22 protein-coding genes and 2 tRNA genes are annotated in these 25,708 nt (G+C 68.7%); 17 read left to right on the top strand and 7 right to left on the bottom strand.

Going from position 1 to position 25,708, the window contains the following annotated elements; all coding sequences use genetic code 11:
- Together RKE50_RS14170 and RKE50_RS14165 are read right to left on the bottom strand one after the other, a co-directional pair.
- Positions 1-1,209, bottom strand: a complete 1,209-nt coding sequence (locus tag RKE50_RS14170; protein WP_350037376.1) for an MFS transporter — start codon at positions 1,207-1,209, stop codon at positions 1-3.
- Positions 1,193-2,011 carry an SDR family NAD(P)-dependent oxidoreductase gene (locus tag RKE50_RS14165; protein WP_350037374.1) on the bottom strand — a complete coding sequence of 273 codons (819 nt, stop codon included), beginning with the start codon at positions 2,009-2,011 and terminating at the stop codon, positions 1,193-1,195. The genes RKE50_RS14170 and RKE50_RS14165 overlap by 17 nt, the downstream gene beginning before the upstream one ends.
- Before the next feature lie 295 nt (positions 2,012-2,306).
- Here RKE50_RS14165 and carA point away from each other — a divergent pair, with 295 nt between their 5' ends.
- Genes carA through RKE50_RS14125 form a run of 8 tightly spaced genes read left to right on the top strand, consistent with a single transcriptional unit; the run spans position 2,307 to position 12,965 of the window.
- Complete coding sequence (carA, locus tag RKE50_RS14160) at positions 2,307-3,452, top strand: glutamine-hydrolyzing carbamoyl-phosphate synthase small subunit (RefSeq protein WP_350037372.1); 1,146 nt, start codon at positions 2,307-2,309, stop codon at positions 3,450-3,452.
- Between the two features lie 4 nt (positions 3,453-3,456).
- Complete coding sequence (carB, locus tag RKE50_RS14155; RefSeq protein ID WP_350037370.1) at positions 3,457-6,678, top strand: carbamoyl-phosphate synthase large subunit; 3,222 nt, start codon at positions 3,457-3,459, stop codon at positions 6,676-6,678.
- A complete protein-coding gene (greA, locus tag RKE50_RS14150; RefSeq protein WP_350037368.1) occupies positions 6,675-7,151 on the top strand; it encodes a transcription elongation factor GreA in 477 nt (158 codons plus the stop codon). The genes carB and greA overlap by 4 nt, the downstream gene beginning before the upstream one ends.
- A 51-nt stretch (positions 7,152-7,202) precedes the next feature.
- Positions 7,203-7,823 carry a hypothetical protein gene (locus RKE50_RS14145; RefSeq protein ID WP_350037366.1) on the top strand — a complete coding sequence of 207 codons (621 nt, stop codon included), beginning with the start codon at positions 7,203-7,205 and terminating at the stop codon, positions 7,821-7,823.
- A gap of 3 nt (positions 7,824-7,826) precedes the next feature.
- Complete coding sequence (locus RKE50_RS14140) at positions 7,827-9,212, top strand: hypothetical protein (RefSeq protein ID WP_350037364.1); 1,386 nt, start codon at positions 7,827-7,829, stop codon at positions 9,210-9,212.
- Positions 9,212-10,192: a sterol desaturase family protein gene (locus RKE50_RS14135; protein ID WP_350037362.1), complete on the top strand. Its 981-nt coding sequence runs from the start codon at positions 9,212-9,214 to the stop codon at positions 10,190-10,192. Before RKE50_RS14140 ends, RKE50_RS14135 begins: the two co-directional genes overlap by 1 nt.
- Positions 10,192-11,301, top strand: coding sequence for a glycosyltransferase family 4 protein (locus RKE50_RS14130; RefSeq protein ID WP_350037360.1), 1,110 nt, complete (start codon positions 10,192-10,194; stop codon positions 11,299-11,301). Before RKE50_RS14135 ends, RKE50_RS14130 begins: the two co-directional genes overlap by 1 nt.
- A gap of 11 nt (positions 11,302-11,312) precedes the next feature.
- Positions 11,313-12,965, top strand: a complete 1,653-nt coding sequence (locus tag RKE50_RS14125) for a heparinase II/III domain-containing protein (RefSeq protein ID WP_350037358.1) — start codon at positions 11,313-11,315, stop codon at positions 12,963-12,965.
- On the opposite strand, the gene RKE50_RS14120 is transcribed toward RKE50_RS14125, so the two are convergent.
- The 5 genes from RKE50_RS14120 to RKE50_RS14100 are packed head-to-tail and all read right to left on the bottom strand — an operon-like array spanning position 12,899 to position 18,327.
- Entirely contained in the window at positions 12,899-14,452 is a 1,554-nt protein-coding gene (locus tag RKE50_RS14120) for an alkaline phosphatase family protein (protein WP_350037356.1), read from the bottom strand. The genes RKE50_RS14125 and RKE50_RS14120 overlap by 67 nt on opposite strands.
- Positions 14,449-15,582 carry a glycosyltransferase gene (locus RKE50_RS14115; protein WP_350037354.1) on the bottom strand — a complete coding sequence of 378 codons (1,134 nt, stop codon included), beginning with the start codon at positions 15,580-15,582 and terminating at the stop codon, positions 14,449-14,451. The genes RKE50_RS14120 and RKE50_RS14115 overlap by 4 nt, the downstream gene beginning before the upstream one ends.
- Positions 15,575-16,540 (bottom strand): glycosyltransferase family 2 protein, encoded by a 966-nt coding sequence (locus RKE50_RS14110; RefSeq protein ID WP_350037876.1) that lies wholly within the window; start codon positions 16,538-16,540, stop codon positions 15,575-15,577. The genes RKE50_RS14115 and RKE50_RS14110 overlap by 8 nt, the downstream gene beginning before the upstream one ends.
- On the bottom strand, positions 16,540-17,997 hold the full coding sequence (locus RKE50_RS14105; RefSeq protein ID WP_350037352.1) for an oligosaccharide flippase family protein: 1,458 nt from the start codon (positions 17,995-17,997) through the stop codon (positions 16,540-16,542). The genes RKE50_RS14110 and RKE50_RS14105 overlap by 1 nt, the downstream gene beginning before the upstream one ends.
- Positions 17,998-18,009: 12 nt before the next feature.
- A complete protein-coding gene (locus tag RKE50_RS14100) occupies positions 18,010-18,327 on the bottom strand; it encodes a YhbY family RNA-binding protein (protein ID WP_350037350.1) in 318 nt (105 codons plus the stop codon).
- A 93-nt stretch (positions 18,328-18,420) separates the two neighbouring features.
- Here RKE50_RS14100 and rlmE point away from each other — a divergent pair, with 93 nt between their 5' ends.
- The 9 genes from rlmE (at position 18,421) to rimP (ending at position 25,704) form a co-directional block, all read left to right on the top strand.
- On the top strand, positions 18,421-19,083 hold the full coding sequence (gene rlmE, locus RKE50_RS14095) for a 23S rRNA (uridine(2552)-2'-O)-methyltransferase RlmE (RefSeq protein ID WP_350037348.1): 663 nt from the start codon (positions 18,421-18,423) through the stop codon (positions 19,081-19,083).
- 186 nt (positions 19,084-19,269) lie between these two features.
- On the top strand, positions 19,270-21,201 hold the full coding sequence (gene ftsH, locus RKE50_RS14090) for an ATP-dependent zinc metalloprotease FtsH (protein ID WP_350037346.1): 1,932 nt from the start codon (positions 19,270-19,272) through the stop codon (positions 21,199-21,201).
- A gap of 33 nt (positions 21,202-21,234) precedes the next feature.
- Positions 21,235-22,098, top strand: coding sequence for a dihydropteroate synthase (folP, locus tag RKE50_RS14085; protein WP_502937890.1), 864 nt, complete (start codon positions 21,235-21,237; stop codon positions 22,096-22,098).
- Positions 22,095-23,444, top strand: coding sequence for a phosphoglucosamine mutase (gene glmM / locus RKE50_RS14080; protein WP_350037344.1), 1,350 nt, complete (start codon positions 22,095-22,097; stop codon positions 23,442-23,444). Before folP ends, glmM begins: the two co-directional genes overlap by 4 nt.
- 81 nt (positions 23,445-23,525) lie before the next feature.
- Positions 23,526-24,272 carry a triose-phosphate isomerase gene (gene tpiA / locus RKE50_RS14075; RefSeq protein ID WP_350037342.1) on the top strand — a complete coding sequence of 249 codons (747 nt, stop codon included), beginning with the start codon at positions 23,526-23,528 and terminating at the stop codon, positions 24,270-24,272.
- Between the two features lie 24 nt (positions 24,273-24,296).
- On the top strand, positions 24,297-24,692 hold the full coding sequence (gene secG, locus RKE50_RS14070) for a preprotein translocase subunit SecG (RefSeq protein ID WP_350037340.1): 396 nt from the start codon (positions 24,297-24,299) through the stop codon (positions 24,690-24,692).
- 30 nt (positions 24,693-24,722) lie between these two features.
- Positions 24,723-24,808: transfer RNA gene (locus RKE50_RS14065), tRNA-Leu, on the top strand.
- Positions 24,809-25,045: 237 nt separating this feature from the next.
- Positions 25,046-25,122: transfer RNA gene (locus RKE50_RS14060), tRNA-Met, on the top strand.
- A gap of 96 nt (positions 25,123-25,218) precedes the next feature.
- Positions 25,219-25,704 carry a ribosome maturation factor RimP gene (rimP, locus tag RKE50_RS14055; RefSeq protein ID WP_350037338.1) on the top strand — a complete coding sequence of 162 codons (486 nt, stop codon included), beginning with the start codon at positions 25,219-25,221 and terminating at the stop codon, positions 25,702-25,704.
- Positions 25,705-25,708 lie beyond the last annotated feature (4 nt).

Below are 25,708 nucleotides of genomic sequence, written 5' to 3'. Positions count from 1 at the left end.
TCAGCGGTCCGCCAGGACCAGCACCACCAGGGTGAGGAAGATCACCGTCGCGCTGAACAGCGGGGCGAGGGCCGGTGCGACCTGGTACAGCGCCCCGCCGATGAGCGGCCCGCTGACGAAGCCGATGGCGGGGCAGGCCCCCACCAGCCCGGCCGCGCCACCCTGTTCCTCCGCTCCGACGGCGATGGAGGCCCCGGCGGTCACCGCGGGCATGGTCAGCCCGAGGCCGGCGCCGAGGCAGCCCATACCCGCGGCGATCAGCCCGAAGCCCTGCGCGGAGCCGATGCAGGCCGCCCCGGCGAGGGTGGCGAGAAGCCCGAGGCGCATGAAACTGCCCGGCGCGAGCTTCAGCCGCTGCATGACCGTGACCTGGATGGCAAAGGCGAAGACGGCGGAGATCATCATCGCCGCACCGGTGTACTGCGCGGTGCCGATGCTGGAGAGGCCGAGGGCATCCTGGAGCAGGAAGCCGAGGGTCTGCTGGATCGCCGAGAACCCCGTGAACAGGGCCACGGCGGTGAAGATATACAGCCGCACCCGCGGGTCCGTGAAGCGCAGCCGGGCGCGCCGGTGGCTGCGTCGCTCGTCCACCGGGATGCGCGGCAGTCCGCGCCAGACCACGACGGCGGCGACCGCGGTGAGCGCGCCGGCGAAGTACAGCGGTGCCAGCAGGCCGAGGGCCGCGAAGGCGCCGCCCATGGCCGGGCCCAGGATCATGCCGATGCTGTTGGCGGTACCGAGGCGCGCCATGGCCCGCGTGCGCGCGGCGGGCGTCGTGTGGTCCGCCGCGTAGGCGGTGCAGGCCGGGGTGGTCGCCGACATGATCATGGACTGACCACAGCGGGCCACGAGCGCCACGGTGTAGAGGACGGTGCCGCCGAGAAGGCCCGCCAGCCCGGCCCAGAACACCGACGTGAACAGCACGGTGCCCACCGTGTAGCCGACCAGGCCGGTGATGATCACGGGCTTGCGGCCGGCGCGGTCGGAGAAGCGCCCCCAGCGCGGCGAGCCGAGGGCGAAGACCAGCGCCGAGACGGCGATGATCGAAGTGATCTGCAGCTCCGACAGCCCGACCTCGCGGCCGAGCGGTGCGAGCACGGCAAACACCAGGGACTGGCCGATGGCGGTCGCGATCAGCGCGAACAGCAGGATGGCGAGCTCGCGGCCACCGAGGGTCGGCGCGGGCTGCGCTTCAGCGTCCGCCGGCACGGTGCAGTCCGAGCAGCCGCGGGTAGCGGACGGGGAAGAGGGTGGCGATGAGCGCGGCGAGGCGCGCGTCGCGACCGAGGAGCAGGCGCGCCCGGCCGCGCTCGGCGGCGCGCAGGATCTGTGCCGCGGCCGCGTCCGGCGCGGTGCGCGCGAAGGCCCGGAAGGCTTCCGCCCGGGCCTCCGGCGTGTCTGCCGGGTCGGCGCTGCGCGCGTTGCGGGCGATGTGCGTATCGACCCCGCCCGGGTGCACGCAGCAGACCTCGACGGGGCTGCCGGCCAGCGCCAGTTCCTGGCGCAGCGCCTCGCTGTAGCCGCGGACGGCAAACTTGGCGGCGTTGTAGGCGGACTGCGTGGGCACGCCGATGATGCCGAACAGGGAGGACAGGTTGACGAGGTGGCTGCGCGGCGCGCGCGAGAGCAGCGGCAGGAAGGCCTGGGTGCCGTGCACCACGCCGTAGAAGTTGATGTCCATGAGCCAGCGCAGGTCCTCGATGGTCGCCTCGGCGGCGCTGGCCACCAGGCCGACGCCCGCGTTGTTCACCACCAGCTCAAGCGCATCGGTCTCGGCGGCAACGGCGTCGCGCCAGGCGAAGACCGCGGCGCGGTCCGCGACGTCCACCGGGGCGGTGGCACAGGGGATCTCGGGCCGCGGCAGGCTTGCGGCCGTGGTCGCGAGCGCTTCGCCGTCGACATCGCAGAGCCATAGGGCGCAGCCCTGGGCGTTCAGTGCGCGGGCCAGGGCGCGGCCGATACCGGAGCCGGCGCCGGTGACGGCGGCCCGTTTGCCGTCAAAGTAAGCCATGGCGATTCCTCGCGGGAGAGCGCTGCATGATAGGCCATCGGCCGCGCCGCTGACAGGCGCTGCGCCGGTCGCGGACGCCCGTTCTGGACAGCCGGGGTGGCCATCCCCTACAATCCGCGGGCCAAGCGCCGGGCTCATGCCGGCAGCCTGGTTCAGGTGACAGTCCAGGTAACACAAGCCGTGCCATCGCCGCGCTGCGTCGGAGCACGTCACGGGAAGCGAGATGCAGGCCAACTCATCTCGCTTTTTTGCGGCCGCTCGACCGGTGCCGAGGCCCCACTGAGCGGAGGTTTCTTTGTCCAGCCCTGCCCTTCTCGCCCTCGCCGACGGTTCCCTGTTCCGCGGCAGCGCCATCGGCGCCGAGGGCAGCGCCGTCGGCGAGGTGGTCTTCAACACCGCCATGACCGGCTACCAGGAAATCCTCACCGACCCGTCCTACGCGAAACAGCTGGTCACCCTGACCTACCCGCATATCGGCAATACCGGTACCAACCCGGAAGATGAGGAATCGCGGGCCGTCTGGGCCGCCGGCCTGGTCATCCGCGACCTGCCGCTCTTCGCCAGCAGCTTCCGCAGCACCCGGCCCCTGGACCAGTACCTGCGTGACCAGGGGGTCGTGGCCATCGCCGGGATCGACACCCGCCGCCTCACCCGGCTGCTGCGCGAGAAGGGCGCCCAGGCCGGCTGCATCGTGACCGGCGAAGCCGCCGCGGACGAGGCCGCCGCCGTGGCTGCGGCGGGGGCATTCCCGGGCCTCGCCGGCGCCGACCTGGCGCGCGAGGTGACCGTGGATACGCCCTACCGCTGGACCGAGGGCAGCTGGCAGCTCGGCAGCGGTTTCCGCCAGTTCCAGGAAAGCGATCAGCGCTTTCACGTCGTGGCCTACGATTACGGCGTCAAGCGCAACATCCTGCGCATGCTCGCCGACCGCGGCTGCCGCCTGACCGTGGTACCGGCCGAGACGCCGGCGGCGGAGGTGCTCGCCCTCGAACCGGACGGCATCTTTCTCTCCAACGGCCCCGGTGACCCGGAGCCCTGCGACTACGCCATCGCCGCCATCCGCGAGCTGCTGGAGACGGACATCCCGGTCTTCGGTATCTGCCTCGGCCACCAGCTGCTGGCCCTGGCCAGCGGTGCGCGCACCGTGAAGATGAAGTTCGGCCACCACGGCGCCAACCACCCGGTGCAGGACCTCGACGCCGGCACGGTGCTGATCACCAGCCAGAACCACGGTTTTGCCGTCGACGACACGGCGCTGCCGGACTGCCTGCGGGTCACGCACCGCTCGCTCTTCGACGGCTCGCTGCAGGGCATCCACCGCACCGACAAGCCGGCGTTCAGCTTCCAGGGCCACCCGGAGGCGAGCCCGGGGCCGCACGACGCGGCGCCGCTCTTCGACCATTTCATCGAGCTCATGGCCGCGCGCGGCGCGGGGAACTGACGCCATGCCGAAACGTACGGACATCCAAAGCATTCTCATCCTCGGCGCCGGTCCTATCGTCATCGGCCAGGCCTGCGAGTTCGACTATTCCGGCGCGCAGGCCTGCAAGGCGCTGCGCGAGGAGGGCTTCCGGGTCATCCTGGTGAACTCGAACCCGGCCACGATCATGACCGACCCGGCCATGGCGGATGCCACCTACATCGAGCCCATCGAGTGGCAGACCGTGGAGCGGATCATCGAAGCCGAGAAGCCGGACGCGCTGCTGCCCACCATGGGCGGGCAGACTGCCCTGAACTGCGCTCTCGACCTCGCCCGGGAGGGCGTCCTCGAGGCCCACGGGGTGGAGATGATCGGTGCCACCAAGGAGGCCATCGACATGGCCGAGGACCGGGAGCTCTTCGACAAGGCCATGCGGCGCATCGGCCTCGAGACCCCGCGCGCCCAGACCGCGCACAACCTCGAGCAGGCCTATGCCGTGCTCGAGGACATCGGCTTCCCGTGCATCATCCGTCCGTCCTTCACCATGGGTGGCTCCGGCGGGGGTATCGCCTACAACCGGGACGAGTTCGAGGAGATCTGCAACCGCGGTCTCGACCTGTCGCCCACCAACGAACTGCTCATCGACGAGTCGCTCATAGGCTGGAAAGAGTTCGAGATGGAGGTGGTTCGCGACCGGAACGACAACTGCATCATCGTCTGCTCCATCGAGAACTTCGACGCCATGGGCGTGCACACCGGTGACTCCATCACCGTGGCGCCGGCGCAGACGCTCACGGACCGGGAGTACCAGCTCATGCGCAACGCCTCCCTGGCGGTGCTGCGCGAGATCGGCGTGGAGACCGGTGGCTCCAACGTGCAGTTCGGCCTCGACCCCGAGACCGGGCGCATGGTGGTCATCGAGATGAACCCGCGGGTGTCCCGCTCCTCGGCGCTCGCCTCCAAGGCCACCGGTTTTCCCATCGCCAAGGTGGCTGCCAAGCTGGCCGTGGGCTACACCCTCGACGAGCTGCAGAATGAAATCACCGGCGGCGCGACGCCGGCCTCCTTCGAGCCGTCCATCGATTACGTGGTCACCAAGATTCCCCGCTTCGCCTTCGAGAAGTTCAACGCCGCCGACCCGCGGCTGACCACGCAGATGAAGTCCGTCGGCGAGGTCATGGCCATGGGCCGGACCTTCCAGGAGTCCGTGCAGAAGGCGCTCCGTGGCCTCGAGGTCGGTTCCGTCGGCTTCGAACACCGCATCGACGTGGACAACCCGGACCTGCGCGACGAGCTCATCGGTGAACTCACCAACCCGGGGCCGGACCGGATCTGGTACCTCGCCGATGCCTTCCGCGCGGGCATGGCCGTGGAAGAGGTCTACGGCTACTCGGGCGTGGACCCGTGGTTCCTGGTGCAGATCGAGGACATCGTCAAGACCGAGAACGGCCTGAAGACCGAGGCGCTGCGCGACCTCGATGCCGCGCGGCTGTTCGAGCTGAAGCGCAAGGGCTTCTCCGATGCCCGCCTCGCGGTGCTGCTCGGCGTGAGCGAGGCGGAGGTGCGCAACCACCGCCACGAACAGGGCATCCGGCCCGTCTACAAGCGGGTCGATACCTGCGCCGCGGAGTTCGCCACGGCCACCGCCTACCTCTACTCGACCTACGAGGAAGAGTGCGAGGCGGCGCCTTCGGAGCGGCCGAAAATCCTGGTGCTCGGCGGCGGTCCGAACCGCATCGGCCAGGGCATCGAGTTCGACTACTGCTGCGTGCACGCGGTACTCGCCATGCGCGAGGACGGCTACGAGACCATCATGGTCAACTGCAACCCGGAGACCGTGTCCACGGACTACGACACTTCGGACCGGCTCTACTTCGAGCCGGTGACCCTCGAGGACGTGCTCGGGATTGTCGAACTGGAGAAGCCCGCCGGCGTCATCGTGCAGTTCGGCGGCCAGACGCCGCTCAAGCTGGCCCGCGCCCTCGAGGCGGCGGGCGTGCCGATCATCGGCACCACGCCCGATGCCATCGATCGCGCCGAGGACCGCGAGCGCTTCCAGCAGATGATCAACAAGCTCGGCCTCGCGCAGCCCGCGAACACCACCGTACGCAGTGTCGATGCGGCGGTCGCGGCGGCGGAACGGATCGGCTACCCGCTGGTCGTGCGGCCCTCCTACGTCCTCGGCGGCCGGGCCATGGAGATCGTCTACCGCGAAGAGGACCTGCTGCGCTACATGAACGACGCGGTGTCCGTTTCCGATGACGCGCCGGTGCTGCTCGACAGCTTCCTGAGCGCGGCGATCGAGGTGGACATCGACGCGGTCTCCGACGGCGAGACCGTGGTCATCGGCGCGATCATGCAGCACATCGAGCAGGCCGGCGTGCATTCCGGCGACTCGGCCTGCTCGCTGCCGCCCTACAGCCTGCCGCCGGCGGTGCAGGACGAGATGCGCGCGCAGGTGCGGCGCATGGCCCTCGAGCTCGGGGTCCGCGGCTTGATGAACGTTCAGCTGGCGTGGCAGGATGATGAGGTCTACGTGATCGAGGTGAATCCGCGCGCGTCGCGGACCGTGCCCTTCGTTTCCAAGTGCATCGGCGTGTCCCTGGCCAAGGTGGCCGCGCGCTGCATGGCGGGGACCTCGCTGGCCGACCAGGGATTCACGGAGGAGATCGTGCCGCCCTTCTTCAGCGTGAAGGAGGCGGTGATGCCCTTCAACAAGTTCCCGGGGGTCGACCCGATCCTCGGCCCGGAGATGAAATCCACCGGCGAGGTCATGGGCACGGGCGAGACCTTTGCCGGTGCCTTCGCCAAGGCGCAGCTCGCCGCCGGCGACCCGCCGCCCCGCCAGGGTACGCTGCTGGTCAGCGTCCGCGACGCCGACAAGCCCGGGGCCGTGGAAGTGGCCCGGCAGATGGCGGAGCTCGGCTTCGATCTCGTCGCCACCGGCGGCACGGCCCGGGCGCTGGAGGCGGCGGGCCTCACGGTGCGTCGGGTCAACAAGGTCATGGAAGGCCGGCCGCACATCGTCGACATGATCAAGAACGACGAGGCGGACATCATCATCAACACCACCGAGGGCCGGCGGGCCATCGCCGACTCGGCGCCGATCCGGGCCAGCGCCGAGGCGCACCGGGTCTTCTACACGACGACGCTGGCCGCGGCCGAGGCGGTCTGCCTGGCGCTGAAGCAGGGGAGTGACAAGGCCGTAAGGCGGCTGCAGGACCTCCACGGGAGCATGCATCGATGAACAAGGTACCGATGACCGTCCAGGGCGAGGCGGCGCTGCGCAAGGAGCTCGAGCACCTGAAGAAAACCGAGCGCCCGCGCATCACGCAGGCCATCGCGGAGGCGCGGGAGCACGGCGACCTGAAGGAGAACGCCGAGTACCACGCGGCCCGGGAGCAGCAGAGCTTCGTCGAGGGGCGTATCATGGAGATCGAGGGCAAGCTGTCCCACGCCCAGGTGATCGACGTAGCCCAGCTGCCGAAGACCGGAAAGGTCCTGTTCGGCACCACGGTGGACCTGATCAACACCGAGACGGACGAGACGGTCACCTACCGCATCGTCGGTGACGACGAGGCGGACGTTAAGCAGAACCTCATCTCCGTGAGCTCACCGATCGCCCGCGCCCTCATCGGCAAGGAGGAAGGCGAGGTGGTCGTGGTGAAGGCCCCGGGCGGGGACATCGAGTACGAGATCGATGAGGTCCGGCACGTGTAGGTCCATTACTGGTAGAGGCGGCGCTTGACCATCCCCGAGCCTGGTGCATTGTTGAAAGACTGGCTGGCCCCCGCCCCTTGGGATGCCGCCTCCATCAACGCACATCTCGCTGCCAGCACCCCCGAGTCCATCGGGCTCCCGGTGCTGCTGGTAGCGGCAGTCACCCTGCCTTCGGCGCTTGCCTGGCGCTGGCTTCGTGGCCCCGCTTCCTGGCCGGGGGCCCTCGCTATCATCGCCGCCGGATGGCTTCTGCTCGACCTGCCCTGGCAGTGGGAACTGGCTCACCGGCTTGCAGATACGCAAACCCGGTTTGCAGCGGTGCCGGCCACGGAGCGACCCGGGCGCACGGAGCATGCCGGGGCGTTCAACACCGCCAACTCGGTGAGCCCGATTATCGAAGCCAGTCCCGGGCGCATCTTCGTGGCATCCCTCGACGAGGGCATCGGCATGCTGACCGCATACTACCTTTACCCTCTGAACCCCTACTGGGCGCGCTCCGGTCCGCAGCTGCCTCCGCCAGGCAGTGTGCGGCCCGGTGACTACATCCTGGCGCTGCCGCCGGTGACGCTCCGCTACGACAGGGACAGGCGTCACCTTCTCGACGGCGATACCCACTGGCCGGCGCGCCTGGTTACCGCGCGTCCCTGGGGTGCTCTCTTCCGGGCGCTGTGACGCGTGGACCTGGCCCTCGCACTGCTGGCGCTCCTGCCCCTCGCACTGCCAGTGCTCTGGCTGTGGCGCCTGCTGGCACCCCGGGGCGCCCGCCGCTGGCTGGTTGTCGGTTACGGTCTGCTGGGGGGCCTGCTGGGTTGGCCGCTGCTGTTGCGTGGGCTCGATGCGCTGGGCATTCCGCTGGCCCCCGGCCTGCTCTGGGTACTGTTCGTCGGCCTCGCCCTGGCGACTGTGCTGGTCCCGCGTGGCCGGCCCGGTGCCCCGGCTCCCGTTACCAACCCCGGCATCCTCCCCGGGGGTAACGGGCGGCTGATCCTGGTGTTGCTCGGGGCCCTGCTTGTCCTGCGCCTCGGCGGCCTGGCCCTGGAAGTCTACTGGCGCCCGCTTTACCCTTTCGACGCGACCATGCACTGGGCGACCAAGGCCCGCGTGTGGTCTGCCTACCGGGAACTGCTGCCGTTCGTCGATAATGCGCAGTGGCTGCTGGAGGTCGACGGGCGGGTATTCACGGACCACCATCCCGCCTACCCGCGGACCGTCCCGCTGCTCCAGGCCTGGATGGCGCTCGCGGTCGGCTACTGGCATCCCTCCCTGGTCAACCTGCCCTGGCTCCTGTGTGTGCTCGCGCTCGGCGCGGCGTTCTACGGGCAAGCGCGCGAAGCCGGCGCGCAGCCCCTGGCGGCGCTGGTGTTCCTCTGGTTCCTGCTCACCCTGCCCTTGCTGAACACTCATGTAGCGCTCGCCGGTTATGCGGACCTGCTCCTTGGCACGGCCTACTGCCTGGCGCTCATGGCCCTGTTCAATGCCATCCAGCAGGGAGCGCGCTGGCAATGGGTCCTGGCCTTTGGCTGTGCCCTGGGCTGTGCGCTCATCAAGAACGAGGGCTTCTTCTGGATGCTCACTCTCCTGCCCGCCTGTTGGGCCGCCTGGCGGGGCGGGCCCGGCCTGCTGCTGGCAATGGCGGCGGTAGGCGCGGTGGCGGTTGCCGTTCTTTTATTCTTCCCCCGTGAACTCGTGGTTGCCGGTCACTCCCTCGCCAGCCTCGACCTGTATTATCGGCCCGGCAGCCTGGCGGCCATCGGCCGCAGCCTTTTCCTTTTCGACAACTGGCACTTCGGCGCCTGGTTGCCGCCGGTGCTGCTGGCGCTTGTCGCCTGGCGTGCGCCCTGGGGCCTTCGCCAATGCGCGCCGGTGCTTGCAGCCCTCGGCAGTGCGCTCGTGCTGTTCATCTTTCTCTTCACCTGTACGCAGTTTGCCATCGGAGCTATCCGCCACACGGCGGTTGGCCGCATCAGCCTGCACCTGCTGCCGGCGAGCCTCTTCCTGGCCGGCTTGCTGTATGGTTACCTGTTGCAGGAATCGCAGCTGGCGAAAAAGGAGGAGCGCTGATGGGCATCCCCGCGACCCGGTCCGGCGAACTGTCCGACCGTCCCGTCGGCACTGTTCTTGTTATGGCGTGGGTTGTCCTGGGTGCAGCCAGTGCCCTTGTTGCCCTTGCGCCGTCCGCCGTAGCTGCTTTTCTCGAGGAGGTTCTCCCCGTCCTGTCGCGGCACGTGCGGCCGGAGAAGGCGGTTTATTCACCGATTGCCTACTGGTGCCTGCTCACCGTGGCCTGGGGAGCGCACCGCTGGCGGCCCGCTTCGCCCGGAGCATTCGTCACCGCCGCTTTCCGGCAGGACCTGCTCTGGTACCTGTTGACCATGGCGTCTCGCCTGCTTTTCCTGAGCGCCTTTGTCGCTGTGCTGGGCGCATTCTACCGCCAGCACCTGGGTTTCCTGGAGGTCCGGGCCGTCGCAGCCTGGCACCCTGCGGCGCAGTTCCTGGCGGGGGTCATGGTGGCGGATTTCGCGCGCTGGTTGAGCCACCTGGTGCGCCACAAGGTGCCCCTGTTCTGGCGTTTTCACGCATTGCATCACTCCCAGCGCGATCTCAACCTGTTCACGGACGCCCGCGTGCACCCGGTTGACCGGATGGTCTCCGCAACGATCACGACGTTGGTGCTCCTGAGCCTCGGTAACGCGACACCGGTCGTGATGGCCTGGCTTGTATTCGAGACCGTGTATCCCAAGCTCTACCATGCGAATCTCCGCGCAAATTTCGGCCGGCTTCGCTTTCTCCTGGTGACGCCCCAGTCGCACCGTGTACATCACAGCGTCGAGCCGCAGCACCACGACAGGAACTTCGGTTTTATTTTCTCGATCTGGGACTGGCTCTTCGGCACCCAGTATCCAGGTAGTGATGACTACCCGCTCACGGGCATTCCGGACGAGAACTTTCCCCTGGAAAGCAGCGGCACCGCCGGTGACTTGCTGCGAACCACGCTGCAACAGCTTTGGTACCCCATCGCCGGAGGCCCCGGGAAGCGCTGATGCGCGTGGCGCTTGCGATCCAGCACTACCCGCCTTACCTGGGAGGTGCCGAGTGCCAGGCCCGGGACCTGGCGCGCGCCCTGGCGGCACGCGCGCACCAGGTTGAGGTCGCGAGTACGCGCTGGTCAAAAGCGCTGCCGCGACAGGAGGTGACGAGTGGAGTGGCGGTCTGGCGGTTGCCTGTCGCCGGGCCGCGCTGGTTGCGTTATCCATCGGCTTTCCTGGCGGGGCTGCGCGCGGGCTGGCGCCTCGGAGGGCGGGTGGATGTGCTACACGCGCACTGCCTGTCCGCCTTTGCCCTCGGAGCCGTGCTGGCGGCCCGCAGGCGGGGTGTCCCGTGCCTGCTGAAGCTCTGCTCTACCGGCGCTTGCGGTGACCTGGCGCGCCTTCGGCGACCGTGGTTGCTGGGCCTGCCGGAGAGGATCCTGCGCCACGTGGAGCGGCTGGTGGTGCCCTCGCTGGTTGTGGCCGATGAACTGGCAGCGGCGGGCGTACCGGCTTCCCGTACCCTGGTACTGCCGTCGATCTTCAATGTGCCGGCGAACCCCCGTCGCGCCATGCACCCGCCGCGCCGCGCGCTCTACGTCGGTCGCCTGCACGAGGGCAAGGGGCTGCGCACGCTCATGGAGGCCTGGCCTGCCGTTGTCGGCCGTGGCCTGCAACTGGTGCTCGTCGGCGACGGTCCCCTGCATGACGAACTCGCCGCCTGGGCGCGCTCCCCGGCAGTCGCCGGCTCGGTCGAACTGGCCGGATACCGTGCGGACCCCACCGTTTACTACCGCGGCGCCGACCTGTTCCTTTTCCCTTCGCGTTCGGAGTCCTTCGGCAACGTGATCGTCGAGGCGATGCTGCACGGCCTGCCGGTGCTGACCACTGCGGTGGGTGTCGTCGCCGAATGGAGCGCGGAGGCACCGGTTTATCGCCTCCCGGCTGATGATGTGGGCGCCTGGCGCAGCGCGCTGCAGGCGGCGGCTGCGGGTGCGCTCGATCCCGGCCTGGGCGAAAGTGCCCGTCGTTTCGCCTGCCGCCATTACGCGCAGGAGCCCGTGCTTGCCGGGCTGGAGCGGGTTTACCGGGACCTCGTCGAGGCCCGGGGGCTGTCCTCCTGAGCGCCGCGTCGATGCAATCCCTGGCCCGCCTCTACTGGCGCCTGCGGTACCTGACGCCCCTGCAGCTCATGCAGAGGCTACGGCTCCGGCTGCAGCCGGCAGCCCGCCTGCGACCACAACCGGCTGCGAGCGTGGTGCCGCCGCCGGGAGCCTGGCAACGTCCCGCGCTGGCAGCGTCGGTCTACCTGGGCAAGCACCGGTTCCGCCTGCTCGGCCGCGAACTCTGCCTGGCACTGCCACGGGCGTGGAGCGATTCGTCGCTCGGACGCAAGTTCCTCATGGAACTGAATACCTTCAACTGGCTCCGCGGCTGCAACCGCGAGGATGGCGCCGCGCTGCTGGAGAGCTGGGTCGCGGCACAGGGGCGGCCGGGTGGGCCTGGCTGGCATCCCTACATGACCTCACAGCGCATCGGCAACTGGCTGCTTTGGAGCCGGGCGGGACACGACCTCTCGCCGGCGGCCTGCGTCAGCCTTGTGCAGCAGCTTCGCTACCTCGAGAAACGGCTGGCCTACGATGAGTGTGATCACAAACTGATCAGCAATGCGCGCGCGCTGCTTTTCGCGGGCCATTGCCTGTCGCATCCCCGGGCAGCGCGCTGGCGGTGTCGAGGCGAGGCAATGCTGTCCCGCTGGTTGCCGCGGCTCGTGCTCGGTGACGGGGGCTACCGCGGTGCCAGCCCCATGTATCACAGCGCGCTGCTTCTCGATCTCCTCGATATCGCCAACCTCTACAGTGCCCGGGGTAATCCCCCGCCGGAGGCGCTGGCCCGCGTCGTGCCGGCCGCACTGCACTGGCTGCGCGCCCTCTGTCACACGGACGGGGCCCCGGCGCTCTTCAACGACTGTGCTTTCGAGGTCACCGTGGCGCCCGCTGAACTCGAGGCCTACGCGCTGCGCCTCGGCTGGTCGTACTCAAGACCGCCGGTCGAGGGCTGCGAGCTGTTTGCGGAAACCGGGTTTGCCCGCCTGCAGGCTGGCCCGGCGCTCCTGCTGGCCGATGTCGGTCCGCTGGGACCGGACTGCGCTGCGGCACACGGTCATGCAGATACCCTAACCTTCGAGTTCACGCTGGGACCTCGGCGCGTCTTTGTTGACGGCGGGCTCTCGACCTACGAGGGCCTTGCCCAGCGCCTGCGGGAGCGGGGAACCGCAGCGCACAATACGCTGCTTCTCGACGGTCGCAATTCCTCCGATGTCTGGGGGCTGTTCAAGCTCGGCCGGCGCGCGCGGATCCTGGCGCGCGAGACCGGTGAAGACGGAGCGTCGCACTGGGTGCGCGCCAGCCATGATGGCTACCGCAGGGGGGGGTCCCCGGCAATCCACGAACGCTGCTGGCGCCTCGGCGAGGATGAGCTCCAGCTGGAGGATCGCCTGGAGGGCCGGGGCAACCACGCGGTGGAGCTCCGCTTCCAGGTCCATCCTGAGCTGGACATCGAAGAGCTGCCGGGGCGGCGGCTGCGCATTGGCGGCGCGGGGTTCCCGGGCCTGGAACTCGAACTCGACGAGCGCCTGTCCCTGTCGCTCGAGCCTTTCAGCTACGGCACGCATTTCGGCCCCCCCCGGACGGGCACGGCCATCGTGGGCCGGGCACGGCTTCAGCTGCCCGTGTCCCTTTCCTGCCGTGGCTGCTGGCCGGCGCGGGTTCCAGCCAGAAGCGAGTAGCCGTTACCGAGCTCGGGCGGTCCACCAGCGAGCGCGCTCATCGTTCCCGCCACGGCCAGTATGCTCCCGCCGGCCGGCACGTCGCCGGGGGAAATACCCTGGCCGGCCAGAAGCAACAGCATCCGGTCGTTGTGCGCGCCGGTCCAGAGGGGTGGCGTGTCCAGCTGGAAAGGTGTGATGCCCTCGCCGCTGACCAGGTCGATGGGGCCGGACTCCGCCCATTCCACCAGCACGTCCGGGAGCGTGCTGGTGGCCGCGGCGCCGTAGTGGTCGGTCGTGAACAGCGCCCGGCGCACCAGGGGCGCGTCGGTCCTGCCGCAGCGCAGGCTCTCAAGCAGGCTGCAGAGCTCGCGCCCGAGGACTTCGTAGTCGGCTTTGGGGACACGTCCTTGCCGCTCGCGCCCCTGCAGGTTGATGCGCAGGCCTCCGACGTTGTCGTTCAGGCGCACCGGGAAACAGTCCAGTGCCTGGTAGTCGCTTCGCTGCAGCTTTGCGTCCAGCCATTGCCCCGGACCTGATAACAGCCGCCGCCAGGGCGCTGGCATGCGTCGCCAGAGGCCCTTCATGGCGGCCCGCGCCGAGCCGCGCGCCTTGCCGCTGTGGGCGAGCCGGGCCTTGAGCACGCGCTCCAGCATGTCGGGGTGGACATGGCCTGGCCCCATGCCCGGCCCCGCGAAGATGGCCACGCGGAATTCCCCGGAAAGCCCGGCTACCAGCTTTCCCACGGCCTGATCGAGCTTCACGCAGATCCGGGCGAGCGGGTCGGGGTCGCCGGTTGCGGGGTGGTCCGGGTGTGTCGAGTCGTGACAGTGCCACAGCAGGTGCCCGGCGCAATGGCCGGCGTCGAGGCCGACGACGGCGAGGTCCCAGGGTGTTTCCGCCAGTTGCCATGCCGCCAGCGTGGCCTGTTGGTCCACGCGTGCCTCGATCGAAGCGAGCACTTCGCCAACGACCAGCAAGGCCGAGTGTTCGTGGCGGTGCGCGAGGCAGGGGCAGCGGGTCGGTGCGCCGAGCTTCTTCACGAGCTCGTCTTGCAGCGATGCCGGATGGCACTCGAATTCGCGTTCGGGCACGCTGAGATGCATATTCCAACCGTTAATGCTTCGTAAAGAAGCCTCGCCCGGCTCGATGGGTGCCTTCGGGGCGTTGATCAGCAGGACGCGCCTGCCCTCGCGAGCCAGCAGGTCGTAGAAGGTGGGGACACGCGCCGCCACCGCATGTTCGGTGTCCGCAGAATAGTCGCCGGCCTCGCTCTGGCGGTGGTAGTAGCGGCCATGGTGGTCCGGTGTCGTACCCGTGTAGAGGCTTGGCATGAGCGCATTGGCGCCGAGGCCGGGAAGGCCCGCGATGACGGTGGCGCCGCCCGCTTCGCGCAGTGCACGGAGCTGCGGGAGCCGGCCCGCCGCCATGCCGTCTTCCAGCAGCCCGGGGTCGCAGCCGTCGAGCATGATCAGGAGCGTTCGGGTGGATTGCGCAGCCGCTGTCACAGTGCCTCCAGGGCCGCCAGTACCGGATCCCAGCCATGCCGGCGCGCGCTCTCCGCTGCCTCATGGCCCATGCGTCCCGCCCGGTCGCCTTCCAGGATCGCGCGGATTGCCGCGGCCAGCGCGGCCACGTCTCCGGAGGCTACCGAGAAGCCATTCACCCCCTCGTCGATTGCCGCCGCGAGAGAGCCCACGCGGGTGGCGATGACCGCGCGGCCGTAGCTCATGGCGAGCTTGGCGACCCCTGATCCGGTGGCGGAACGGTAAGGAAGCACGACCGCATCGCAGGCGGCGAAATACGTCGCCACCTCCTGCTCGGGGATATAGCGATCGTGGAAGTACACTGCGTCCTGCAGGCCCAGCGCCCGTACGCGCTGCTCCCACGTCGCCCGGGGCTCCCAGCACTCCCCGGCCACTACCAGCCTGCATGGTTGGCTGCGCTGCAACTCGGCCAGTGCCGCGAGCAGCAGATCCAGGCCCTTGTAGGGCCGGACGAAGCCGAAGAAGAGCAGCAGCGGCCCGGCGCTTTCCACCCCCAGCCGTTTCCGGGCCTCGTCGCGCGATGGCAGCGCGGCCCGGTCAATGGCATAGGCGGGGTGCTCGACCCTCGCGCACACTACCTCGCCCAGCAGCGCTCGCAGTTGCCGCTCTTCGCTTTCACCGTGGACGAGGAATGCGTCGGCCCGGCGCAGGACCAGCCTGCTGGCGATGCGGGCAAGACGGCCGCCATCATGGCCCACCACGTTGTGGCACAGGAAGATGATGCGCAGCCCCGGGCAGCGGCGCCGGAGGAGTACGGCGAGGCCGGCAAAGGCCGGACCCCAGTACAGGTGCCACCAGGGCAGAATCACCGTATCGGGCCTGAAAGCGCAAACCGCGCTTGCTGTTCGCCACCAGCTCAGCGGATTGAGCGGGTCCAGCAGCGGCTGCGCGGAGGGTTCGAAGATTCCTCGATCTTCCGGTGCCCGGTCTCCACGCCCGGGGTAGAGCCAGCGGGGATACTGGCGACTGACGCTGATGAAGAGGGCCCGGCTGTGTCCGGCGAGGGCGCGGTACAGCTCGGTCGTGTAGCGGGCGATACCCCCCTTGAACGGCCAGGACGGGCCGATGACGGCGTAGCAGCGCTCAGTCACGCCGGTCTTCCGGGGCCTGTGCGCGAGCCTCCAGGGCGCGCACCTTTTCGAGGGTCAGCTCCTGCAGCTGTCGCTGCTGCGAGATGAGGTCCGCAAGCAGGCCGGTAACGAAGGCAATGAAACCCAGGGTCAGCAGGACCCCACCGAGGAGCAGGGATTGCACGTGGCCATCGCCCTGACCGGCGAGGTACAGCATGAGGAAGCGCAGCACCGGCAGCGCACCGGCGAACCCCAGGATCGCACCGAGGCCGAAGAATACGCGGACCGGGCTGTACATGGCATACATGCGCAGCATCGCCACGAGCTGCAGGCCGATGAATTGAGGAAGGCTTCGGAAAAGCCGGGAGGGGCGCGTGTCCGGCCGGGTGGTTACCGGGACCCAGGCGATCCGCAGGTCCTTGCTTGCGGCCTGGAGGATCATTTCCACGGTGTAGCTGAAGCGCGAGAGAATATTCATGCGCAGCGCCGCCTGCCGCGACAGGGCCCGGAAGCCGGACACGGCATCGGGAACGTCGATGCCCGCCAGCGAGCGCACGGCCCGGCTGCCGATGCGCTGCAGCCATCGCTTGTGTCGCGGCGAGCCGGGATCCCGGTGGGGCCGCCGGTCACCGATGACGATATCGGCCTCGCCGGCGAGAATCGGCGCGATCAGGCGTGCGAGGTCCTCGCCCCGGTATTGTCCGTCTGCATCTGTGTTGACAATGATGTCGGCGCCGAGCGCCAGGGAGCGGTCAAGGCCGCTGCGGAAGGCCCTTCCCAGGCCCTGGTTTCCGGTGTGGCGGACCACTTCGGTCACGCCGCGGGATTTTGCCACGGCGGCGGTGTCGTCGGTGCTACCATCGTCTACGACCACGACCTCGATGCGGTCTATGCCGTGGAGTTGCTCTGGGAGGTCTTCGAGGGTAGTCGGCAGGTGGTCCGCCTCGTTGAAGCAGGGAATCTGTATGACCAGTTTCATCACGCTGTTTCCTCTCGCTGGTCTCCGCCCGGCAGGCGACGCGCCTGCAGGATAGCACCGCGCCCGGTGACGATAAGGCCGACGCAAAGAATGCAGACCGCCGCCGCAGTGGCGCTGCGGGGAGCGATCTCCTCCAGGAGCTGTCGTGCCAGGAGTGCAACGCCGAGCAGGACTGGCGCCGGCAACAGGGTGGCTGGCGCCGCGGCATCGCCGGAGCGGGAAACCAGGAACAGCAGGAGCAGGGCACTGGCGGCGTAGGCAAAACCGAGACCCAGCAGGTATCCCGAGAGCCCGGCTCCGGGCTGGCCCGCGACGACCGCAACAGCGACGGCCAGGCAGGCGGCGCCCGCCAGCAGGGCGAGAAGCAGCAGCTTGAAACGACCCCGGGCGATGGCAGTGAGTCGCAGCCCCTGCACCAGCGCCAGCGGCAGCAGTAGCCACAGGTTTGCTGCGAGCAGGACTGCTGCGTCGTGGAACCCGGCGCCGAGGAGCCGCGGCACGAGCCAGGGCAGCAGCTCCAGCCCCAGCAGGTAGCCGACTCCCCCGAGGTAGAAGCAGAGAGACCAGTAAAGCGCGATGAAGGTTGCCTGCCTCCCCTGTCCCGCATTGCGGGTAAGAAAAGGCAGAGCACTGTTGTTGATCATGCGAAGCGCCTGGCCGAGCATCGCCAGGACCTGTAGCAGGAAGGCCACCTCTCCCAGCCGCCCGGGCTCGGGGAGCAGGTACCGAAGGGCGATCAGCAGCCCGGGCCCGAACCAGGCGAGCAGGGTGGCGGCGAGGGCCAGGACGGGCCCGTAGCGTAGAAAGGCGCGTACAGTGTCGGCGGACCACTGCAGCCGCAGCGGGCCCCAGCGATGTGCATGCAGATGCCAGGCCGCGGCGAGCCCCAGCCACCAGCAGGTGGTCTGCGCCAGCGCTATGGTCACGAGGTCGTGGCCACTCCAGGCAAGGGCCACGGCCGCGGCGACTTCGAGTAGGGCGACCGGTGCGCTGGCGTAGAGCACATAGTCGTTGCGTTCGCGGCACATGAACAGCGCCAGTAACCAGCCCGTGGCGCCGCGCGCGATGACTCCCTGGGCGTAAATGACGATGAGCAGCCGCAAACCCGGGTCGGGCTCGCCGAGGAGTGCCGCGAAAAGCAGCACGAGGGTGGCCGCCAGTGCCAGCGCCAGGCGCAGCGCCATGCCACTTGCCGCGAGGGAGGCACGGCGGCCGTGGCTGGTCTGCTCCCAGCGCGCCAGGAGGAGTTCGTGCATCCCCCACGCCGAGGCGCTCGTCGCAATCAGGTACCAGCTCTGGGCGTAGACGTAGTGCCCGTACTGTTCGATGCCGAGGAGCCTGGCGAAGACGACCAGGTAGACAACCCTGAGGGCGAGGTACCAGGCCTGGTTGATGGCCTGCAGGGAGCCGCCGCGGAGCAGCCGCCGGTGTTCGCTGCCGCTGCCTCCCTTCGCCATTCGTGTCGTGGGTTAGAGTGCGCGGAGAAGGTTGGAGAGCTTGGGATCAGGGCGGTCACTCCGGCGCAGCAGGAGGGCGATCGCCCCGATGGTCTGGATGAGCCGCGCGTCACAGCGTGCGCAAAGGCTGTCGAGGAGCGCGCGACGCTCGTCGCGGTCGCCCGCGGTGACGCGGACCTTGATCAACTCGTGATCCGTGAGGGCCCTGTCGACCTCGGCGATCACGCCGTCACTCAGGCCGCGCCCGGCGATGGTGACGACGGGTTTCAGCCGCTGACCGCGAGCTCGCAGCTGGCGGATCTGCTCCTTGTTCTTCGGATCGCTGTGCATTCGCTTCGTGCTATGGTTGGCGCCTGCGCAGTGTAGCGAACCGCGGAAGCGGAGGGTAGCCGCGCTGTCGGGTAGGCAACAGGACCGGGGGCCGTGGCAAAGAAACGTTCATCCAGCAAGGCCTGGCTTCGCGAGCATCGCGATGACCCGTACGTGCAGCGCGCCCAGCGGGAGGGTTACCGTTCCCGTGCCTGCTACAAGCTTCTGGAGCTGCAGGAGCGCGATCGGCTGATCCGGCCGGGCATGACCGTGGTGGACCTAGGCAGCGCTCCCGGTGGCTGGTCCCAGGTCGCCGCGGAACTCGCAGGTGACCGGGGACGCGTGGTGGCGTCCGATATCCTGCCCATGGACAGCCTCGCGGGGGTGACCTTCATTCAGGGAGATTTCACGGAAGACGCTGTATTTGACGCGATCTGTGGCGAACTGGAAGGCAAAGGTGCGGATGTTGTGCTTTCCGACATGGCGCCCAACATGAGCGGCCTGGCCGCCGTGGACCAGCCCCGGGCGATGCTGCTGGCGGAACTGGCGCTGGACCTCGCGCTGCGCATGCTCCGCCCCGGGGGCACGTTCGCCTGCAAGGTTTTCCAGGGCGAGGGCTTCGAGGCCCTGCTGGCCGATGCCCGCGCCGGCTTCGAGCGGGTACAGACCCGCAAGCCCGCTGCATCCCGCTCGCGGTCCCGGGAGGTCTATCTCGTCGCCACGGGCGCCATTGAAAACGCCCGCGGTGCCCCGACATCAGTAGATGAGAGACAATAGACCCCGCCGGCCGTAGCAATCGATGTCCAGGAAAGCAGGACCCGGGAACTGGTCCCGGGAAGGGCCGGGCAGCGGCAACTGGGGACGATGCGCCCATACGCTATACTGGGCAGGAGAATCACGCGGCACTGTCCGCCGCGCGGCGTCAGCGGCGCCGGGAAACACGAGGTATCAGCATTGAACGACATGGCAAAGAATCTGCTCCTCTGGCTCGTGATCGCGGCGGTCCTGCTGTCGATCTTCAACAATTTCAACATGCAGAGCCCCACGGAGCGCCTGGTCTACTCGGCGTTCATCGAGGAAATCCAGCAGGACCGGGTAGAGAAGGTCGTCATCGACGGCCTGACAATCACCGGCACGCGCTTCGACGGCTCGCGCTTCGAGACGACGCGGCCCATGGTCGAGGACCCCAAGCTCATCGATGACCTGCTGACCCACGATGTGGAGGTCGAAGGTCGCGAGCCGGAGCAGCAGTCCGTCTGGACGCAGCTGCTGGTTGCCAGCTTCCCGATCCTGATCATCATTGCCGTGTTCATGTTCTTCATGCGCCAGATGCAGGGCGGCGCCGGCGGGCGCGGCGGCCCGATGAGCTTCGGCAAGAGCAAGGCGCGGCTCCTCGGCGAGGACCAGATCACCACCACCTTTGCCGACGTGGCCGGCTGCGACGAAGCCAAGGAAGACGTACAGGAACTGGTCGAGTTCCTGCGCGACCCGAGCAAGTTCCAGAAGCTGGGCGGACGCATTCCCCGCGGCGTGCTCATGGTCGGCCAGCCCGGTACCGGCAAGACGCTGCTGGCGAAGGCCATTGCCGGCGAGGCGAAGGTGCCTTTCTTCTCCATTTCCGGCTCGGATTTCGTCGAGATGTTCGTCGGCGTCGGCGCGTCCCGGGTGCGCGACATGTTCGAGCAGGCGAAAAAACAATCGCCTTGCATCATCTTCATCGACGAGATCGACGCCGTCGGCCGGCACCGGGGTGCGGGCCTCGGCGGTGGTCACGACGAGCGGGAGCAGACCCTGAACCAGCTGCTGGTCGAGATGGATGGTTTCGAGGTGAACGACGGCGTTATCGTCATCGCCGCCACCAACCGGCCCGACGTCCTCGACCCGGCGCTCCTGCGCCCGGGCCGCTTCGACCGCCAGGTGGTGGTGGGTCTGCCGGATATCCGCGGCCGCGAGCAGATTCTCAAGGTGCACATGCGCAAGGTGCCCCTGTCCGAGGACGTGGACGCGTCGCGCATCGCGCGCGGCTGTCCCGGCTTTTCTGGGGCCGACCTCGCCAACCTGGTCAACGAGGCGGCCCTCTTCGCCGCCCGCGCCGGCGTGCGCACCGTCGGCATGACCCAGTTCGAGCTCGCCAAGGACAAGATCATGATGGGCGCCGAGCGCAAGTCCATGGTGATGTCGGAACACGAGAAGCGGAACACGGCCTACCACGAGGCCGGTCACGCCATCGTCGGCCGGCTGGTGCCCGAGCACGACCCCGTGTACAAGGTCAGCATCATTCCCCGGGGCCGCGCCCTCGGCGTGACCATGTTCCTGCCGGAGGAGGACCGCTACAGCCATAGCCGGCGCCATATCGTCAGCCAGATCTGCAGCCTGTTCGGCGGCCGGATCGCCGAGGAAATGACGCTCGGCAAGGACGGCATCACGACCGGGGCCTCGAACGACATCCAGCGGGCCACCGAGCTCGCCAGGAACATGGTCACCAAGTGGGGCCTGTCCGAGAAGATGGGGCCGCTCATGTACGACGAGGGCGGCGACGAGCCCTTCCTCGGCCGCAGCGCGACGCAGCCGCACAACGCGATGTCCGACGAGACTGCCAAGCAGATCGACGCGGAGGTCCGTGCCATCGTCGACGAGTGCTACGCGACGGCGAAGCGGATTCTCGAGGAGAACATCGACAAGCTGCACGTCATGGCCGAGGCGCTGATGGTCTACGAGACCATCGACTCTGACCAGATCGACGACATCATGGCCGGCAGGCAGCCGCGGGAGCCGGAAGGCTGGGGCGGCAGCAGCGGCGGTCCCAGCGGGCCGAGCGCGGTCGGCGATGACGACCGGGCGACCGGCGACGACAAGCCGGCCAGCCCCATCGGCGGCCCCGCCAGCGAGCACTGACCTCGGCCCTCGCGGGCCCCGGTGGCTGACGCGGTGACCACGGCCCCCGTGCTCCGGGGCGGGGGGCGCGCCCTGTCCCTCGATCGGCCCCGGGTCATGGGGGTTCTCAACGTCACCCCCGACTCCTTCTCCGACGGTGGTCAGCTCTACCGGGCTGGCCGCGCCGACCTCGACGCCATCCTGCACCGTGCCGACGCCATGGTCGCGGCCGGGGCGAGCCTGCTCGACATCGGCGGTGAATCCACCCGTCCCGGGGCGGAGCCGGTCACCGAGGCCGAGGAACTCGCCCGGGTGGTTCCCGTGGTGGAAGCCCTGGCCGGTCGCGTCGACGCCATGCTCTCGGTCGACAGCAGTACCCCGGCTGTCATGTGCGCCGCGGCTGACGCCGGCGCCCATCTCATCAACGATGTGCGCGCGCTGCGCCGTCGCGGAGCCCTGGAGGCGGCGGCAGCGAGCGGACTTCCGGTCTGCCTGATGCACATGCAGGGCTCGCCGGAAACCATGCAGGCCGACCCGCGCTACGTCGACGTGGTCACCGACGTCGAGGGTTTTCTCCACGAGCGGGTGGCCGCCTGCCGCGCGGCGGGCATCGACGCCGGGTCCATCCTGCTCGATCCGGGTTTCGGTTTCGGCAAGACCGTCGCGCACAACCTCGCCCTGCTAGCGGCGCTGCCCCGACTCGGGGCGCTGGGCCATCCCCTGCTGGTCGGATTGTCGCGCAAGTCGCTCATTGCTAAGCTCCTCGGGCGGTCCGTGGAGGAGCGTTTGCCGGCCAGCCTGGCGCTTGCGGTCCTCGCCGCGGAGCGCGGCGCCAGCATCATCCGTGCCCACGACGTCGCTGAGACCGCAGATGCGCTCGCCATGGTGGCGGCGCTGGCAGAGGCAGGAGCCGCATGAGCAAGCGTTACTTCGGTACGGACGGCATTCGCGGTACGGTCGGCCAGGCACCCATTACCCCCGATTTCATGCTCAAGCTGGGCTGGGCCTGCGGCCGGGTGTTCACGGAACGCTCCACGGAAGCGGGCCGCTGTTCCGTGATCATCGGCAAGGACACGCGCGTTTCCGGCTACATGTTCGAATCGGCGCTGGAGGCCGGGCTGGTCGCTGCCGGCGTGGACGTCAAGCTCCTCGGGCCGATGCCGACCCCCGCCGTGGCGCTCATGACCCGCAGCCACAACGCCGACGCGGGCATCGTCATCAGCGCCTCCCACAATCCCTTCGAAGACAACGGCATCAAGTTCTTCTCCGCCGAGGGATCGAAGCTGCCCGATGACGTGGAGCTGGCCATCGAGGCGATGCTCGCTGCGCCGCTGGAAACGGTGCCGCCGCGTGCCATCGGCAAGGCCGTGCGCGTGGTCGACGCGGCCGGCCGCTACATCGAGTTCTGCAAGAGCACGGTGCCCGAGGGCTTCAGCCTGCGCGGCCTGCGCGTGGCGCTCGACTGCGCCCACGGGGCGACCTACGCCATTGCGCCGGCGGTGTTCGCCGAGCTCGGTGCCGAGGTGGAGTCCATGGGGGCCTCGCCCGATGGCTTCAACATCAACCAGGGCGTCGGCTCCACGGACATGGCGTCGCTCTGCGCCCTGGTGCGCGCGAAGGGCGCCGACGTCGGCATCGCCTTCGACGGTGACGGCGACCGGGTGCTGTTCGCGGACGAGCAGGGTGCGGTCGTCGATGGCGACGAACTGCTCTACATCATCGCCATGCACCGTCTCGCCCGGGGCACCGCCGACGCCGGCGTGGTCGGCACGCTCATGACCAACCTCGGCCTGGAGCTCGCCCTGCGCGAGGCCGGCCTCGACTTCGCGCGCACGCCGGTCGGAGACCGCTACGTGCGCGAGCGGATGGTCGCGGAGGGCTGGCACCTGGGCGGCGAGTCCTCCGGGCACATCATCTGCAGTGATGTCACGACGACCGGGGACGGAATCGTGGCGGCGCTGCAGGTGCTCCAGGCCCTGCGCGCGGCCGGCAAGCCCCTGTCCGAGCTCGCCGCCGGCATGAACCGGCTGCCCCAGCGGCTGGTCAACGTGCGCCGCAAGGGCAATGGTGCCCTCGAGGGTAACGGTACGGTCGCCGCAGCCGTGGCGGCGGTGGAGGCAGAGCTCGGCGACGCGGGGCGCGTGCTCTTGCGGCCGTCGGGCACGGAGCCGGTCGTACGGGTCATGGTCGAGGGGCGCGACGCCGAGCAGGTCGAGGCCCTTTGCGAACGCCTGGCAGAGGAAGTTGCCCGCGGCCTTGCCTGACCGCTTTTCCCGCCGATTCCCGCTTGTCACCCCCGGTGGTCTTGGGTACCATTGCGCCCCTTTCCGAGCCGGGTGCTAGCGATGCGACGTCCCTTGGTCGCTGGAAACTGGAAGATGCACGGGTCCCTTGCCGCGAATCGCGGCCTGCTCGAGGGGCTGGCATCGGCCGGGTTGCCGGACGCCGTCGACGTGGCGGTGTGTCCGCCGTTCGCCTACCTGCAGCAGGCCCTGTCGCTCTGCGCAGGCAGTGCCCTGGCCGTTGGCGCGCAGGACTGCAGCCACATGGCGGAGGGTGCCTACACCGGCGAGGTGTCGGCGCCGATGCTGGCGGACCTGGGCTGCCGCTGGGTGATCATCGGCCACTCGGAGCGGCGCCAGTATCACCGGGAGACGTCGCCGCTGATCGCCGCCAAGGTGTGTGCGGCGGCCGACGCCGGGCTGGCCCCGATCATCTGCGTCGGGGAGACGCGCGAAGAGCGCGAAGGTGGCGAGGCGGAAGCCGTCGTCGCCGAGCAGCTCGAGGGTGCGCTGGCCGACGAGCCGCGCGCTGCGGGAGTGGTAATCGCCTATGAGCCCGTCTGGGCCATCGGCACCGGGCTCACCGCGAGCCCTGACGAGGCGCAGGCCATGCACGCGTTCATCCGCGAACGGCTGGCGGGAATCGTCGAGGACGCCGAGGCGGTGCGGCTGCTCTACGGCGGCAGCGTCAAGGCCGGCAACGCGGCAGACTTGTTTGCGCGCCCCGATATCGATGGCGCGCTGGTGGGAGGCGCCTCCCTAGATGCGGAAGCCTTTACCGCGATCGTGCGCGCCGCCGCCACGGACTGACGCCCGGAAACGGGCAGGGGAGTTATGGAACAGATCGTATTGATCGTGCACCTGCTGCTGGCCCTGGCCATCATCGGCCTGATCATGCTGCAGCAGGGGAAGGGCGCCGACATGGGTGCGTCCTTCGGTGCCGGGGCGTCGCAGACGCTGCTTGGCAGCACGGGCAGCGCCAATGTGCTGACCCGCGCTACGGCCTGGCTGGTCGCGGCTTTTTTCGCCACCAGCTTCGGCCTTGCGATCATCGCCACGGAGAAGACGCGCAGCGTCGATGACGTGGATATCGCCGTGCCGGCGATGCAGCAGCAGCCGGCTGCGGAAGAGGCTTCCGCCGACGACCTGCCGGCGGTGGAGGCGGGCGACGTGCCCGCGGCAGCGCCGGTAGAAGGCGATTTGCCCACGGGAGACGTTCCCGAAGCGTAGGCGCCGGGGTAGAATAGGCAGGATCAACAAGCCGAAGTGGTGGAATTGGTAGACACGCTATCTTGAGGGGGTAGTGAGCTATGCTCGTGGGGGTTCAAGTCCCCCCTTCGGCACCAAACACAGCAAGTCGAGGGATCTGCTCCGCTGCGCGGAGTGCTCGCGGGGCCCTGGCCGGGCGCACCTGTGCGGCCCAGTTAAGTCCCCCCTTCGGCACCAAACAGCCCGGTCGCGGGCGAAAGGGACAGGCACAAAGGTTGTTGACCACACCGGGAGGCCTACCTATAATATGCGACCTCTTTGGGGGCACCTTGAGGGTGTGTCCCGGGCAAGCAAGCTTGCCATGAGCGTTTTGATGCGGGGTGGAGCAGCCTGGTAGCTCGTCGGGCTCATAACCCGAAGGTCGTCGGTTCAAATCCGGCCCCCGCTACCAAATACGCATCACCTGCTCCGGAACCTGGTGATGCGGCGTGAAAAGCCCCTTTTTGGGGCTTTTTCGTTTGTACCGAAAAAAATTCGCAGGAGACGCGTGAGCGGCAGGGAAAACAGGCTGCGTGAGTTGCTCGGACCGACCGTAGAGGCCCTGGGCTTCGAACTCTGGGGTGTCGAGCTCCTGGCGCAGGGGCGCCACAGCGTACTGCGGGTGTACATCGAGCGGCCCGAGGGCATCAGCGTCGATGACTGCGCCGCGGTGAGCGAGCAGGTCAGTGCGGTCCTGGATGTCGAGGACCCGATCAACGGTGAGTACACCCTCGAGGTGTCGTCGCCGGGGCTGGACCGCCGGCTCTTCGCCCTGGCCCAGTACGGTCGCTACCTCGGCGAGACCATCGACCTGCGCCTGCGCATGCCCTTCGAGGGCCGGCGCAAGTTCCGGGGGCTGCTCAAGGGCGTCGAGGGTGAGGACGTGGTGGTACAGGTCGATGACCACGAGTATCTGCTGCCCTTTGACACGATCGACAAGGCGCGGGTGGAACTGCCGGCAGACATCGGCGGCAACGGGCGCGAGGCAAGGTAGGCTC

Origin of the sequence: Pseudohaliea sp., assembly GCF_040217025.1 — a bacterium.
Lineage (GTDB): Bacteria > Pseudomonadota > Gammaproteobacteria > Pseudomonadales > Halieaceae > Pseudohaliea.
The sequence above is the reverse complement of the archived record's forward strand: the minus strand, read 5'-3'. Positions and strand labels throughout refer to the sequence as shown.

Excerpts from the sequence above, each read along its gene's own strand:
- RKE50_RS14165 (WP_350037374.1), bottom strand. The coding sequence starts at position 2,011 with ATGGCTTACTTTGACGGCAAACGGGCCGCCGTCACCGGCGCCGGCTCC.
- carB (WP_350037370.1), top strand. The coding sequence starts at position 3,457 with ATGCCGAAACGTACGGACATCCAAAGCATTCTCATCCTCGGCGCCGGT.
- greA (WP_350037368.1), top strand. The coding sequence starts at position 6,675 with ATGAACAAGGTACCGATGACCGTCCAGGGCGAGGCGGCGCTGCGCAAG.
- RKE50_RS14135 (WP_350037362.1), top strand. The coding sequence starts at position 9,212 with ATGGGCATCCCCGCGACCCGGTCCGGCGAACTGTCCGACCGTCCCGTC.
- RKE50_RS14130 (WP_350037360.1), top strand. The coding sequence starts at position 10,192 with ATGCGCGTGGCGCTTGCGATCCAGCACTACCCGCCTTACCTGGGAGGT.
- RKE50_RS14125 (WP_350037358.1), top strand. The coding sequence starts at position 11,313 with ATGCAATCCCTGGCCCGCCTCTACTGGCGCCTGCGGTACCTGACGCCC.
- RKE50_RS14110 (WP_350037876.1), bottom strand. The coding sequence starts at position 16,540 with ATGAAACTGGTCATACAGATTCCCTGCTTCAACGAGGCGGACCACCTG.
- RKE50_RS14105 (WP_350037352.1), bottom strand. The coding sequence starts at position 17,997 with ATGGCGAAGGGAGGCAGCGGCAGCGAACACCGGCGGCTGCTCCGCGGC.
- RKE50_RS14100 (WP_350037350.1), bottom strand. The coding sequence starts at position 18,327 with ATGCACAGCGATCCGAAGAACAAGGAGCAGATCCGCCAGCTGCGAGCT.
- ftsH (WP_350037346.1), top strand. The coding sequence starts at position 19,270 with ATGGCAAAGAATCTGCTCCTCTGGCTCGTGATCGCGGCGGTCCTGCTG.
- glmM (WP_350037344.1), top strand. The coding sequence starts at position 22,095 with ATGAGCAAGCGTTACTTCGGTACGGACGGCATTCGCGGTACGGTCGGC.
- tpiA (WP_350037342.1), top strand. The coding sequence starts at position 23,526 with ATGCGACGTCCCTTGGTCGCTGGAAACTGGAAGATGCACGGGTCCCTT.
- secG (WP_350037340.1), top strand. The coding sequence starts at position 24,297 with ATGGAACAGATCGTATTGATCGTGCACCTGCTGCTGGCCCTGGCCATC.